The sequence below is a fragment of the Mycobacterium sp. NPDC048908 genome (genome assembly GCF_043197955.1).
Lineage (GTDB): Bacteria > Actinomycetota > Actinomycetes > Mycobacteriales > Mycobacteriaceae > Mycobacterium.
Genome location: NZ_JBICUE010000003.1, coordinates 321,563 through 334,772 on the forward strand (window position 1 = coordinate 321,563; position 13,210 = coordinate 334,772).

Below are 13,210 nucleotides of genomic sequence, written 5' to 3' on the forward strand. Positions count from 1 at the left end.
GTTAAGGGCAGCGAACACCCAATTCCAAAGTCGCTGCGACCACCCGATTACGTTACAGCCGCGCTGACCTGGGCTTTTCGCACACTGGAACAAAGTACGGCGGCCACGAAACACAGCCCTGCCGCCAGCTGAAACGCCATGTCGTAGTTGCCCTGCAGATCGCGTAGCCAGCCCGCGCCCGCCGCGGCGACCGCGGCGCCCAATTGGTGCGACGCGAACACCCAGCCGAACACGACTGGAGTGCGGGCGCCGAAGTAACGGCGGCACAGCACGATGGTCGGCGGCACGGTGGCGACCCAATCCAGGCCGTAGAAGATGATGAACACCCAGGTGCTCGGCTGGGCGTGCGGAGACAGCAGCGCCGGCAGCAGCAGCAGCGAGACGCCCCGCCCCGTGTAGTAGACGACGAGCAGCAAGCGGGGATCGACGCGGTCGGTGAGCCAGCCCGAGAAGATCGTGCCCACGACGTCGAGGATGCCGATGGTCGCGAGCAGCGCCGCCGCCACGGTGGTCGGCATGCCGTGATCGTTGGCGGCGGGGATGAAGTGCGTGCCGATCAGTCCGTTCGTCGTCATCCCGCAGATCGCGAAGCTGCCCGCGAGCAACCAGAACGCGGGCACCCGCGTGCCGATCCGCAAGCCGTCGAACGCAGCCTTGAAGCTGGAAGCGGGCACGACTGCGGGTTCGGCGACAGTGGTTGCGCCGTAGGCCGTTAAACCCTTGTCCTGCGGGTAGTTTCGCATGAACACCAGCACCAGCGGCACGACGCTGAGCGCCGCCGCCGCCACGATCAACGAGGCCCATCGCCAGCCGTGCCGCGTGGTCACCTCGGCGACGACGGGCAGGAAGAGCAGCTGCCCTGTCGCGCTCGCGGCAGTCAGCACGCCGGTGACTAGTCCCCGGCGCGCCTCGAACCACCGCGTCGCCACGGTGGCGACGAAGCCCATCGAGATCGAACCGGTGCCAACGCCGACCAGCACGCCCCACAGCAGCACCAGCTGCCAACTGGCCGTCATCGTCACGCTGAGCGCCGATCCGGCCGCGATCAGCACCAGTGCCCCCGACAACACCGGGCGCACACCGAACCGATCCATCAGGGCCGCGGCGAACGGCGCGGTGAGCCCGAACAACGTCATGTTGACCGACATCGCCAGCCCGACCACGCCGTGCGACCACCCGAACTCGTGGTGCAGCGGGTTCATCATCACCCCGGGCACCGAGCGGAAGCCCGCCGCGCCGAGGATCGCGACGAAGCTGACCACCGCCACCACCCACGCCCAGTGCAAGCGGCCGAGGGGCGTGCGGTTCTGCGCGGCGGTGAGCGTCACCGGATCACTGTCGCGGATCCGCAGGGACAGTAACCAGTGGCATGAGTGACACTAATCGTCAAAAACATGCCAAAATGACGGCATGCATCGTGTCGCGGTCCTGCTGCTGCCGCCCGTCGTGACCTTCGACGCCTCCATCGCACCGACGCTGTTCTCCTCCGCGACGGACGCCGACGGCGACGCGCTCTACGAGGTCGTCACGTGCGGGCTGACACCCGGTCCTGTCGCGGCCACGGCGGGCTTCGATCTGCTGCCATCGGCGGGGCTGGAGGCGCTGGCGACCGCCGACACCGTCGTGATCCCCGGAACCCGTTACCCACCCGCGAGGATCGACGGCGTGCTCGAACCGCAGGCCGCCGACGCGTTGGCGCGGATCCGGCCGGGCACCAGGCTGGTGTCGATCTGCACCGGCGCATTCGTGCTGGCCGCCGCGGGCATGCTGGACGGCCGGCGCGCGACCACACACTGGAAGTTCGCCGACCAGATGCGGCGGCTACATCCGCAGGTGCTCGTCGACGAGAATGTGTTGTTCGTCGACGACGGCGATGTGCTCACTTCGGCGGGCCTTGCCGCGGGAATCGACTTGTGCCTGCACATCATTCGTTGCGATCACGGCACCAAGGTGGCTAATGCGGTCGCCAGGTATTGCGTGGTGCCGCCGTGGCGTGAGGGCGGTCAAGCGCAGTTCATCGACCGGCAAGTGCCTGCGCCGGACCACTTTTCGACCGCCGCGACGCGGGAGTGGGCCTTACAGCACCTCGACCAGGACCTCACGGTGCAGCGAATGGCGCAGCACGCCAAGATGAGCGCCCGCACCTTCAACCGTCGGTTCCGCGAGGAAACCGGCCAGGCGCCTGGCGCGTGGGTGCGCGGCCGCCGCATCGACCGCGCTCGTGAACTTCTGGAGTCGCGCGATCTTCCGGTCGATGAAGTGGCCCGGCTGGCCGGTCTCGGGTCGGGCGGCAATCTGCGCCACCATCTGCGTCGTGGTGTCGGGATGTCGCCGTCGAGTTATCGCAAGGTGTATCAAGGCGTCTAACAGCGGGTGGTTACCATGCCCCTCATGTCCGGACCGCTGATCCTGCCCATTCGCGGACGTGCACCGCAGCTGCACGACGAGTCCTGGGTGGCGCCCAACGCCAGTGTGATCGGTCAGGTCACGCTGGCCGCACGGGCCAGCGTCTGGTACAGCGCGACGCTGCGTGCGGAGGCCGAGCCCGTCGAGATCGGTTTCGGCAGCAACATCCAAGATGGCGTCACCATCCACGTCGATCCGGGATTTCCGGCGCGGATCGGCGCCAACGTGAGTGTCGGGCACAACGCGGTCCTGCATGGATGTGAAATCGACGACGGCTGCCTCATCGGGATGGGGGCGGTGATCCTCAACGGCGCCAAGATCGGCGCGGGGTCGCTGATCGCCGCCAGCGCTTTGGTGCCGCAGGGCGTGGTGGTGCCGCCTCGGTCCCTGGTGGCAGGTGTGCCCGGTAAGGTCCGGCGCGAGTTGTCCGATGCCGAGGTCGCTCACAACAGGAACAACGCCCAGGTGTATCAGGCCCTGGTCGAGTTGCACCGCGACGCCGTCAATTAATCTCTCACTCGCACAAGGTCTCTGATTTCGATTGGATGCCTGCGGGTACCTCCGTACGGTGATTCCCTTGCGAATTCTGGTGACCGGCGCGACCGGGTATGTCGGTTCACGGCTGGTGGGTGCGCTGCTCGACGAGGGGCATGACGTCGTAGCGGTCTCTCGAAATCCCGATCGGCTGGCCGACTTCGGTTGGTATGACCAGATCACCGCCGTCGCGCTGGACGCGCACGACGACGCCGCAGCCAAGCAGGCCTTCGCCGATGCGGGTCCGATCGACGTGGTCTATTACCTGGTGCACGGCATCGGCCAACCCGGCTTCCGCGATGCCGACAACCGCGCCGCGGCCAACGTGGCCAACGCGGCGAAGGACGCGGGCGTGCGGCGGATCGTCTATCTCGGCGGCTTCGTCCCCGACGACGACGAACTGTCCGAACATCTGACCAGCCGTGCCGAGGTGGCGCATGCGTTGAGTGTCGACGGCGGTGCGGACGTGGTGTGGCTTGGCGCGGCGATGATCATCGGCGCCGGGTCGACGTCGTTCGAGATGCTGCGCTACGTCGGCGACCGGTTCGTGCTGATACCCCTGCCGGCCTGGTCGGCGAATCCGATGGATCCGATCTCGATCCGCGACGTCCTCTATTACCTCGTCGCCGCCGCGGATGGTGAGCGTGTTCCTGCCGGCGCCTACGACATCTTCGGCCCGGAGACCACGTCCTACGGCGACCTGCTGCGGTCGTATGCGCGGATCTCCGGCAAGTGGCGCGCCGAGCTGCCCGTGCCGATGGTGGACACCAGCGTGGTGTCGAAAATGACGGCCGCGGTGCTACCGGTTCCTGGCGGTCTTGCCGCCGATCTCGTGGAGTCGCTCGACCATCCGATGTTGGCGTCGGAAGCCAGGTTGCGCGATGTGGTGCCCGACCCGCCGGGCGGGCTGTTGGGTATCGACGACGCGATATCGCGTGCGCTGTCGAGTGATCGGCCGCGGCCGGTCAACGAGTTGGCCGATCCGCACCATCTGGCCGACACCGACCCAGTGTGGGCAGGCGGGGACACGGCTCGCATCCGGCAGTTGGCGCGGGCCATCACCCCGCCGATCGCATGGCCGGTGCTCGGCCTGCTGCAACTGGTGCCGGGGCCCGTCGCCGGTGCGCTGCGCACCGGACTCGACACCCTGATCAGTTTGGCGCCGAAGGCGAAATCGGCATGACGACCGGATTCCTCGACGACGTCAGAGGCATCGTCGGCGCGTGCCCCGTCGCGCACCACGAGCCGCCGAGCGTGATCCGGCGACGCCGCATCGTCGTCGCTGTGGTGTTGGTGATCGGCGGTGCGCTGCTTGGCTATTCGTTGACGCGGCCGCCGGGCGATGCGTCGTTCTACTGGCTGACACTGGTGCTCGCGGCAGTGTGGGCGCTCGGCGCCTTCGTGTCCGGACCGCTGCACCTGGGCTGCATCCGGTTCCGCGGCCGCAATCAACGTCCGGTGATCACCGGAACCGCGATGGGCGTCGCGCTGGGTGCCGTCTTCCTCATCGGTGGGTTGATCGCACGCGAGATTCCTGGCGTGCGCGAATACATCACGCGGGTTCTCGAATTCGCCAACTACGGGCCACTGGCGCTCGTCACGTTCATCACGGTGATCAACGGCATCGCCGAAGAGTTGTTCTTTCGCGGTGCGCTCTACACCGCGCTCGGCAAGTGGCACCCAGTTTTGGTGTCGACGGTCGTCTACGTCATCGCGACCGGGGCCACCACCGGTAACCCGATGTTGGGCTTCGCTGCTCTGGTGCTCGGCGTGGTGTGCGCTTTCGAACGTCGAGCCACCGGCGGCGTGCTCGCACCGATGCTGACCCACTTCTTCTGGGGCTTGGTCATGGTGCTCGCACTGCCACCGGTGTTCGGCGTCTAACGCAGCGGGTGAGCCAGTTCGTCGCGGCGCATCTTGGCGGCGGACATGGCGACCGCCGCGAGCAGCACCGGCGCGACGCCTGCCACCAGGAAAATCGCCTGCATGGAAACGACTTTGGACAGCGGGCCGACGATCGCGAACGACACCGGCATGAACGCCAACGAGACGAAGAAGTCCAGACTGGACACCCGTCCCAACATCGCGGTCGGGACGCGCCGCTGCAGCAGCGTCCCCCAGATCACCATGCCCGCACCGTCGGTGAGGCCGATGACGAATGTCGCGACGGCCATCAGGGGAAACGACGACGTGATGCCGACGACCACCAGCGGAACCGAACCGACGCTCCACATCGTCATCATCACCGTCAGGTAGCGACGAGGCAGCCGTCCCGACGACACGGCCAGCGCGCCAAGCGCGCTGCCGACACCGAAGAACGCCAGGATGAAGCCGTACGTCCTGGCTCCGTCCTCGAAGCGTTGCTTGGCGATGAAGGGCAGAAGTACCTCGATCGGCCCGAGCACCAAGAGCACGAACATGCTGGCGAACAGCAGCGTCCACAGCAGCCACGGAGTGCCGACCATGAAGACGAAGCCCTCTCGCAGATCTCTGAGCAGATGCGGCCGCTCCTGATCCGGCTGCGGCGCAGCGGTTCTCATCGGCGGCCTGGTGGCGACCAGCAGAGTCAGTCCGATGGCGAACAGCGCGGCCACCACCGCCGCGCCCAGCGACGGGAACGTCGCGCCGACCACCAGACCTGCGATGGCGGGGCCGACGGCCCGCTGAAACACCGGGCGCACGACGCCTTCGACGCCATTGGCGGCGAGCAACTGCTCGGGCGGCAGAATTCGCGGCAGGATCGCGCTGTAGGCGGGGAAGAAGAACGCCGCGGCGATGCCCAGCGCCGCGGCAGCCACCGCCATATGCCAAATACGCAGGGCCCCAACCAGTCCGAGGATCGCGATGGCTGAAACCACGATCACGTTGACGGCCTCGACCGCGATGATGATGGCGCGTTGGCTGATCCGGTCGGCGGCCAGTCCGCCGACGAGTACGAAGGCCACCAGGCCTGCGCCAAGGCAGGTGGCGACAAGCGACAGCGATGCGGGGTCGTTGTCGAGTTCGATGACCTGAAGCGCCATCACGACGGCCCACATGCCTTCGGCGAAGATGGACAACGACACCGCCGTGATGAGCAGGCGGTACTCGCGGAATCTGAAGGGCGCGAGTACACGCCAGCCGCCGGCATGGGCCACCGGCTGTTCGATGTCGAATTGCGTACTCACCACTAGATGGTGGCGGAGCGCCTCTGGCCGAGTCCACCGAATTTCGGCTAGAACAGGTCGTCGAGGCCGGCCAGATGGCGTCCGGCCAGCTTCTGCACCACCCACTGATTGAACGACACGCCCTGCTCATGTGCGTCCACCATCAGTCGGCCGTGAAGCTCAGGTGAGGTGTGGACCACGAACTTGCCGCTGTAACGCCGGTCGGTCAGAGATGGCGGCGGCTCGAGACCGCGTTCCTCCAGATCGGCCACCTCCTCGGCGATCACTTTCTGTATTCCTTCGATCGCTTGGTGAGCGGTCTGTGCGCGGGAGTATCGCGACGGAAACTCGAGGCACACCGCGACGTATTCGTCACTGTCCGGTGACCATTCAGCGCGATAGGTGTAGTTCGCCATGGCCCGATGTTTGACCCCGCCCTCAGATATCGCCGGTGATATCGAGTTTCAGATGGCACGCATGGTCGGGAAAAAGGGCCGCCCGGACCATGAGGCGCTTCTCGAGCTCGATGTCGCCGGTGATATCAGTCAGTGAACTTCGCGGGCCTGCGCTGCTGAAACGCCCTGGTGCCCTCGCGGAAGTCGTTCGACTCGAGCAGTACCAGTTGGCCTTCCTTCTCGCGCTCCAGCGCCGGTTCCAACTCCACAAGCGTCGCCGCGTTGATCGCTTCCTTGGTCTTGCGCAACGCCACCGCAGGCCCCGACACCAGGGCCTCGATCACCTTCGCGACCTCGCCGTCGAACTGCTCGGCCGGGTAGACCGCCGTCACCAGTCCCCAGTCGAACGCCTCCGCCGCCGGAATCCGCTCCGCGAGCAGCGCCATCCGCATCGCCCGGATCCGACCCACCGCCGATGCGATCAACGCCGACGCGCCGCCGTCCGGCATCAACCCGATCTTGGTGAACGCCAACATGAAAAAGGCCTTCTCCGAAGCCAATACAACATCGGAGGCCAGCGCCAGCGACGCGCCCACACCGGCCGCAGGCCCCTGCACCACCGCCACCACCGGTTGCGGCAGGTTCACGATCGACCGGACCGCACGATTGGCCGCGTCAAGCACATCAGCGGGCGTTCCCGCCGCACCGGGATTCGCGTGGTCCTCCTCGCTGATCCCGGCGCCCGACGAGAACCCACGACCCGCGCCGCCAAGGCGCACCACCTTGACCCGCGGATCGCCTGCCGCCTGCTCCAGCGCATCCGCGATGCCCGCGAGCATCGCCGCGGTCAGCGAGTTCAGGCTGTCCGGCCGGTTCAGCGTCACGGTCAGCACCCCGTCGACGAGCTCGACGTGAAGGTCGTCGATGCTGGCATATGCGGCGGTGCGGGCGTCAGTCGTCGTCATAGAAGGCACCCTAAGTCGGCCCACATGGTTATACAAGTAAGCTATGTCGGCGGTCACTGGGTTCCTCGGCGGAAGGGCGGGTTTAGACATGGCTGGACCACTACACGGACTACGAGTCGTCGAACTGGCCGGTATCGGCCCGGGTCCGCATGCCGCGATGCTGCTCGGCGATCTCGGCGCCGACGTGGTCCGCGTCGAGCGGCCGGGTAAGGGCCCCGGCCCTGCCACCCAACCCGGTCGCGACTACCTGTTGCGCAACCGGCGTTCGGTCACCGCGGATCTCAAAAGCGACGAGGGCCGCGAATTCGTGCTGCGACTGGTCGCGAAGGCCGATGTGCTCATCGAAGGCTTCCGGCCCGGCGTCACGGAGCGGCTCGGCCTCGGCCCGCAGGACTGCGAGAAGGTCAACGACAGGCTGATCTACGGCCGGATGACCGGCTGGGGGCAGACCGGTCCGCGCAGCCAGCAGGCAGGCCACGACATCAACTACATCTCGCTCAACGGTGTGCTGCACGCGATCGGCCGGGCAGGCGAACGCCCCGTCCCGCCGCTGAACCTGGTCGGCGACTTCGGCGGTGGCTCAATGTTTCTCGTTGTCGGCATCCTGTCGGCGCTCTGGGAGCGGGAGCGCTCCGGCAAGGGGCAGGTCATCGACGCGGCGATGGTGGACGGCTCGAGCGTGCTCTCGACCATGATGTGGGCCTTCCGCGGAATGGGGATGTGGAGCGACGAGCGCGGCGTCAACATGCTCGACACCGGCGCGCCCTACTACGACACCTATACGTGCGCCGACGGCCGCTACGTGTCGGTGGGCTCGATCGAACCGCAGTTCTTCGCCGAACTCCTCGACAAGCTCGGACTGGACGCCAACGAACTGCCAGACCAGAACGACATGAGCCGGTGGCCGGAGTTGCGGGCGAAGTTGACCGAGGCGTTCGCCTCGCACGACCGTGACCACTGGGCCAAGGTGTTCGCCGACAGCGACGCCTGCGTGGCACCGGTGCTGTCGTTCGGCGAAGTCGAGGCCGAACCGCACAACACCGAGCGCGACACGTTCTATCGCGACAACGACTTCTTGTATCCCTCGCCGGCGCCGCGGTTTTCGCGCACCGTGCCGGCCAAACCGAAAGCGCCGGGCGTGCCGGGCGCCGATACCGACGCTGTCCTACGCGACTGGGTTTAGAGAAAGGAACGCAATCAGTGGAGATCAAAGACGCAGTAGCCGTTGTCACGGGCGGCGCATCCGGGTTGGGGCTGGCGACAACGAAGCGCCTGCTCGACCGCGGCGCATCCGTCGTCGTCATCGACCTCAGGGGTGAGGAGGCCGTCAAGGAACTCGGCGACCGCGCTCAGTTCGTCGAGACCAACGTGACGGATCCCGAGGCCGTGAGCGCGGCACTCGACGCCGCGGAGAAGATCGGCCCGCTGCGCATCAACGTCAACTGCGCCGGTATCGGAAATGCGGCCAAGACCCTGTCCAAGGACGGACCTTTCCCTCTCGACGCGTTCAAGAAGGTCGTCGAGGTCAATCTGATCGGCACGTTCAACGTGCTGCGGTTGTCGGCCGAACGCATCGCGAAGACCGAACCGATCAGCGGTGAGCGCGGCGTCATCATCAACACCGCATCGGTCGCGGCCTTCGAAGGCCAGATCGGCCAGGCCGCATACTCCGCGTCGAAGGGCGGCGTGGTCGGCATGACGCTGCCGATCGCGCGCGACCTTTCGCGCGAGTTGATCCGCGTCGTGACGATTGCGCCCGGTTTGTTCAAGACCCCGCTGCTGGGTTCGCTGCCGGAGGAGGCGCAGCAGTCGCTGGGCAAGCAGGTGCCGCATCCCGCCCGCCTCGGTGATCCCGACGAGTACGGCGCGCTGGCGGTGCACATTGTCGAGAACCCGATGCTCAACGGCGAGGTGATCCGCCTTGACGGTGCGATCCGGATGGCGCCCAGGTAGGCAGCTGAATGACGATCACGACGAAGTTCACCGAGACGTTCGGTGTTGAGCATCCGGTTGTCCAGGGCGGTATGCAGTGGGTGGGTCGCGCGGAACTCGTTGCCGCCGTTGCCAATGCGGGAGCGCTGGGCTTCATCACCGCTTTGACGCAACCGACGCCCGCGGACCTGGCCAACGAGATCGCCAAGTGCCGCGACCTGACGGACAAGCCATTCGGGGTGAACCTGACCATCCTGCCGACGATCAATCCGCCGCCGTATGACGAGTACCGCCAGGTGATCGTCGACTCCGGCATCAAGATCGTCGAGACCGCCGGCTCCAACCCCGCCCCCCACCTGCCGATGTTCCACGACAACGGCATCAAGGTGCTGCACAAGTGCACCTCGGTGCGGCATGCGGTCAAGGCGCAGAGCCTGGGTGTGGACGGCATCAGCATCGACGGGTTCGAGTGCGCAGGACATCCTGGCGAGGACGACATTCCCGGTCTGGTGTTGATCCCGGCGGCGTCGGCCAAGATCGACATCCCGATGATCGCCTCCGGCGGTTTCGCCGACGCGCGCGGTCTGGTGGCGGCGCTGGCGCTGGGTGCCGACGGCATCAACATGGGCAGCCGGTTCATGTGCACGGTCGAGTCGGCGATCCACCAGAACGTCAAGGAAGCGATCGTGGCGGGCAGTGAGCTCGACACCGAGCTGATCTTCCGCCCGCTGCGCAACACTGCGCGGGTGGCGAGCAACGCGGTGTCGCGCGAGGTGGTCGAGATTCTCAACCGCGGCGGGCAGTTCGAGGACGTCAAGGATCTGGTGGCCGGCAAGCGCGGCGTGAAGGTGTACGAGGTCGGTGACCTGGATGCCGGAATCTGGTCCGTTGGCACCGCCATGGGTCTGATCAACGACATCCCGACATGCGGCGAGCTGGTGGCACGCATCATCGACGAGGCCGAGGAGCTGATCACCAGTCGATTGGCACGCATGGTGGTGCCCGGCCAAAACGACCCTGCCGAAGAGAACGTGGCTTAGCGGTAGCTTCGGGAGAACGGGAAATATAGACGAACTGCCCGTGCTGGGCAAATTGTCATGAGTGAACGCGCGCCGCGAGGCGCGCGCTTACTCAGACTGCGGTAGGAAGCGTGTGCTCGTCGTCGAGCTGCTCCGAAGTATCGCCCTCGACCAGGACATCGCCATGGTAGAGCGCCTCGAAGTCAACCTTGATGACATCCGCACTGGTGTCGTCGATCCACATGTACTGAACAGTAACCATCACCATTAAGGAATCTTTGAGTCTCGATTCGGAAAATGGTGGCAATTCTTACTGCCGGGTAGGTTCCCGGCTCGGGCCGGCGGCGGCGCGATGAACGTGGCTGTCCGGGGTACTCACCTGTGTGGTCACCATGATCCGCAGCTCAAGTGGCTGTGAGAGCGCCGCGCCAGCTGGCGCTGTGAACGATCCGGTGGTGTCTCGACGTATTAACCGGTGAGAGGTTTATTGACCGCCTTAACTTATCGCTGATAACTTACCGACGATAGCCACTTCGGAAGGACGCCACGTGCTGCACCGCATCGCATTGCTCGCCATCGCGGCGCCGCGCCGGATCCTCGCTGCTGCTCTGCTGGTGATGGTCGCCTGCGGCATCTTCGGTGTCCCCGTCGCCAAACACCTCTCGGCCGGCGGATTCCAGGACCCCACCTCGGAGTCGGCGCAGGCCGCCAAACTGCTCGTCGACAAGTTCGGTCAGGGCGACATGGAGTTGTTGATCAGTGTCACGTCCGATCAGGGCGCGCAGGGGGCGGCCGCCCGTGACGTCGGCACCGACATCACGGATCAACTCAAGGCATCGCCGTACGTGGGGCAGCTGGCCTCGGCGTGGACCGCACCGCCGTCGGCGGCCCCCGCACTGATCAGTAAGGACGGTAAGACGGGCCTGATCGTCGCCGGCATCACCGGCGGCGAGAGCGGTGCCCAGCAGCATGCCAAGGACTTCACCGACCGCCTTGTGCACGACCGCAACGGGGTGACCGTGCGTGCGGGTGGCGAAGCGATGACCTACGTACAGATCAACGGCCAGAGCGAAAAAGATTTGCTGACAATGGAATCCATCGCGATTCCGCTGAGTTTCGTCGTGCTGGTCTGGGTGTTCGGCGGGCTGATCTCCGCGGCGCTGCCGCTGGCCGTCGGCGGCTTCGCGATCCTCGGTTCGATGGCCGTGCTGCGGGCCATCACGCTGATCACCGACGTGTCGATCTTCGCGATGAACCTGACGGTCGCCATGGGCCTGGCGTTGGCCATCGACTACACACTGCTGATCATCAGCAGGTACCGCGACGAACTCGCCGAGGGCGCCGACCGCGAACGCGCGCTGGTGCGCACCATGACCACGGCGGGCCGGACGGTGTTGTTCTCCGCGATGACGGTCGCACTGTCGATGGTCGCGATGGTGCTCTTCCCGATGTACTTCCTGAAGTCGTTCGCGTACGCGGGCATCGCTGTGGTGGTGTTCGCGGCCGTCGCCGCGATCGTGGTGGCGCCGGCGGCGATAGCCTTGCTCGGCGACCGACTGGATTCCCTCGACGTGCGCCGACTGGCCCGCTGGGTGTTTCGTCGGCCCGACCCGGTGCGCAAGCCGATCGAACAGAACTTCTGGTATCGCACCACGAAACTCGTTATGCGCCGGGCGGTTCCGATCGGATTGGCCATCGTGGCACTGCTGTTGGTGCTGGGCGCGCCGTTCCTCGGCATCAAGTGGGGCTTTCCCGACGATCGGGTGCTGCCGCAGTCGCAGTCCGCGCGACAAGTGGGCGACGATCTGCGCAACAACTTCGCCGTCGACTCCGCACGCAACGTCACGGTCGTCATGCCGGACACCGCCGGCGTCACACCCGCCGATCTCGACCGGTACGCGTCGACGCTGTCGCAGGTGGCCGACGTGTCGTCGGTATCGGCACCCGGCGGCACGTACGTCGACGGCACGCACGCCGGACCGCCCTCAGCCGCAACCGGCTTCACCGACGGCAGCGCGTTTGTGACGGTGGGCAGCACCGCACCGCTGTTCAGCGATGCGTCGGAGAACCAACTCGACCAGCTGCGCGCGGTGCCACCGCCTGCCGGTCAGGCCGTGCAGTTGACAGGCGTGGCTCAAATCAACCGCGACAGCTCCGGCGCGATCACGTCGCGCTTGCCAATGGTCCTCGGCATCATCGCCGCGATCACGTTCGTGTTGCTGTTCCTGTTGACCGGCAGTGTGGTCTTGCCGCTGAAGGCGTTGGTGCTCAATGTCTTGTCGTTGACGGCCGCGTTCGGGGCGCTGGTGTGGATCTTCCAGGAAGGCCATCTGAGCGCGCTGGGCACCACACCGACCGGAACGCTCGTCGCGAATCTGCCGGTGTTGTTGTTCTGCATCGCCTTCGGGTTGTCGATGGACTACGAGGTCTTCTTGGTGTCGCGGATCAGGGAGTACTGGGTGAAATCGGGAAGGACACGGGCCGACAACGACGAAAGCGTCGCGCTCGGGCTGGCGCGCACCGGCCGGGTGGTCACCGCCGCCGCCCTGCTGATGGCGATTTCGTTCGCGGCACTGATCGCCGCACAGGTCGCGTTCATGCGGATGTTCGGAATCGGCCTGACGCTTGCGGTGCTCGCCGACGCCACGCTGGTCCGCATGCTGCTGGTGCCGGCGTTCATGCACGTGCTCGGCCGATGGAACTGGTGGGCGCCCAAACCGCTGGCCCGCTTGCACGAGCGCATCGGGATCAGCGAGTCAGCCGACGACGGGCCTGCGGCCGAGAGCCGCGAACGAGTGGCGGTCACCGGTTAG

The 13,210-nt window shown here is 66.2% G+C and carries 13 protein-coding genes; 8 read left to right on the forward strand and 5 right to left on the reverse strand.

Translation table 11 applies throughout. From position 1 onward, the window contains the following. Positions 1-47: 47 nt before the first annotated feature. Positions 48-1,328 carry an MFS transporter gene (locus ACGFK1_RS10445; protein WP_393428184.1) on the reverse strand — a complete coding sequence of 427 codons (1,281 nt, stop codon included), beginning with the start codon at positions 1,326-1,328 and terminating at the stop codon, positions 48-50. An 82-nt stretch (positions 1,329-1,410) separates the two neighbouring features. Here ACGFK1_RS10445 and ACGFK1_RS10450 point away from each other — a divergent pair, with 82 nt between their 5' ends. The 4 genes from ACGFK1_RS10450 to ACGFK1_RS10465 are packed head-to-tail and all read left to right on the forward strand — an operon-like array spanning position 1,411 to position 4,824. Beyond that, on the forward strand, positions 1,411-2,367 hold the full coding sequence (locus ACGFK1_RS10450) for a GlxA family transcriptional regulator (protein ID WP_393428185.1): 957 nt from the start codon (positions 1,411-1,413) through the stop codon (positions 2,365-2,367). Between the two features lie 15 nt (positions 2,368-2,382). After that, complete coding sequence (locus tag ACGFK1_RS10455) at positions 2,383-2,916, forward strand: gamma carbonic anhydrase family protein (RefSeq protein WP_393428186.1); 534 nt, start codon at positions 2,383-2,385, stop codon at positions 2,914-2,916. Between the two features lie 58 nt (positions 2,917-2,974). Further along, positions 2,975-4,123, forward strand: a complete 1,149-nt coding sequence (locus ACGFK1_RS10460; RefSeq protein ID WP_393428187.1) for an NAD(P)H-binding protein — start codon at positions 2,975-2,977, stop codon at positions 4,121-4,123. Next, positions 4,120-4,824: a CPBP family intramembrane glutamic endopeptidase gene (locus ACGFK1_RS10465; RefSeq protein WP_393428188.1), complete on the forward strand. Its 705-nt coding sequence runs from the start codon at positions 4,120-4,122 to the stop codon at positions 4,822-4,824. The genes ACGFK1_RS10460 and ACGFK1_RS10465 overlap by 4 nt, the downstream gene beginning before the upstream one ends. Here ACGFK1_RS10465 and tet(V) read toward each other — a convergent pair. From tet(V) to ACGFK1_RS10480, 3 genes are all read right to left on the reverse strand, one after another. Then, positions 4,821-6,089, reverse strand: a complete 1,269-nt coding sequence (gene tet(V), locus ACGFK1_RS10470; RefSeq protein WP_393428464.1) for a tetracycline efflux MFS transporter Tet(V) — start codon at positions 6,087-6,089, stop codon at positions 4,821-4,823. The two genes, ACGFK1_RS10465 and tet(V), sit on opposite strands and share 4 nt — an antisense overlap. A gap of 65 nt (positions 6,090-6,154) precedes the next feature. Further along, a complete protein-coding gene (locus ACGFK1_RS10475; protein ID WP_393428189.1) occupies positions 6,155-6,502 on the reverse strand; it encodes a type II toxin-antitoxin system HicB family antitoxin in 348 nt (115 codons plus the stop codon). Between the two features lie 125 nt (positions 6,503-6,627). Further along, the gene (locus ACGFK1_RS10480) at positions 6,628-7,446 is read right to left on the reverse strand and encodes an enoyl-CoA hydratase (RefSeq protein ID WP_393428190.1); all 819 of its coding nucleotides are present in this window, start codon (positions 7,444-7,446) and stop codon (positions 6,628-6,630) included. Positions 7,447-7,534: 88 nt separating this feature from the next. Between ACGFK1_RS10480 and ACGFK1_RS10485 the strand changes: the two genes are divergently transcribed. The 3 genes from ACGFK1_RS10485 to ACGFK1_RS10495 are packed head-to-tail and all read left to right on the forward strand — an operon-like array spanning position 7,535 to position 10,418. Continuing rightward, positions 7,535-8,629: a CaiB/BaiF CoA transferase family protein gene (locus tag ACGFK1_RS10485; RefSeq protein ID WP_393428191.1), complete on the forward strand. Its 1,095-nt coding sequence runs from the start codon at positions 7,535-7,537 to the stop codon at positions 8,627-8,629. A 17-nt stretch (positions 8,630-8,646) separates the two neighbouring features. After that, positions 8,647-9,399 (forward strand): 3-hydroxyacyl-CoA dehydrogenase, encoded by a 753-nt coding sequence (locus ACGFK1_RS10490; RefSeq protein WP_393428192.1) that lies wholly within the window; start codon positions 8,647-8,649, stop codon positions 9,397-9,399. An 8-nt stretch (positions 9,400-9,407) separates the two neighbouring features. Beyond that, positions 9,408-10,418 (forward strand): NAD(P)H-dependent flavin oxidoreductase, encoded by a 1,011-nt coding sequence (locus ACGFK1_RS10495; protein WP_393428193.1) that lies wholly within the window; start codon positions 9,408-9,410, stop codon positions 10,416-10,418. Positions 10,419-10,509: 91 nt separating this feature from the next. On the opposite strand, the gene ACGFK1_RS10500 is transcribed toward ACGFK1_RS10495, so the two are convergent. Continuing rightward, a complete protein-coding gene (locus ACGFK1_RS10500; RefSeq protein WP_101953086.1) occupies positions 10,510-10,641 on the reverse strand; it encodes a hypothetical protein in 132 nt (43 codons plus the stop codon). 304 nt (positions 10,642-10,945) lie between these two features. On the opposite strand from ACGFK1_RS10500, the gene ACGFK1_RS10505 reads away from it, so the two are divergent. After that, on the forward strand, positions 10,946-13,210 hold the full coding sequence (locus tag ACGFK1_RS10505) for an MMPL family transporter (RefSeq protein WP_393428194.1): 2,265 nt from the start codon (positions 10,946-10,948) through the stop codon (positions 13,208-13,210).

Bases quoted from the DNA above. Each gene is read 5' to 3' on its own strand.
- ACGFK1_RS10500 (WP_101953086.1), bottom strand. From the start codon at position 10,641: ATGTGGATCGACGACACCAGTGCGGATGTCATCAAGGTTGACTTCGAG.
- ACGFK1_RS10450 (WP_393428185.1), top strand. From the start codon at position 1,411: ATGCATCGTGTCGCGGTCCTGCTGCTGCCGCCCGTCGTGACCTTCGAC.
- ACGFK1_RS10455 (WP_393428186.1), top strand. From the start codon at position 2,383: ATGCCCCTCATGTCCGGACCGCTGATCCTGCCCATTCGCGGACGTGCA.
- ACGFK1_RS10495 (WP_393428193.1), top strand. From the start codon at position 9,408: ATGACGATCACGACGAAGTTCACCGAGACGTTCGGTGTTGAGCATCCG.
- ACGFK1_RS10475 (WP_393428189.1), bottom strand. From the start codon at position 6,502: ATGGCGAACTACACCTATCGCGCTGAATGGTCACCGGACAGTGACGAA.
- ACGFK1_RS10465 (WP_393428188.1), top strand. From the start codon at position 4,120: ATGACGACCGGATTCCTCGACGACGTCAGAGGCATCGTCGGCGCGTGC.
- ACGFK1_RS10485 (WP_393428191.1), top strand. From the start codon at position 7,535: ATGGCTGGACCACTACACGGACTACGAGTCGTCGAACTGGCCGGTATC.
- ACGFK1_RS10480 (WP_393428190.1), bottom strand. From the start codon at position 7,446: ATGACGACGACTGACGCCCGCACCGCCGCATATGCCAGCATCGACGAC.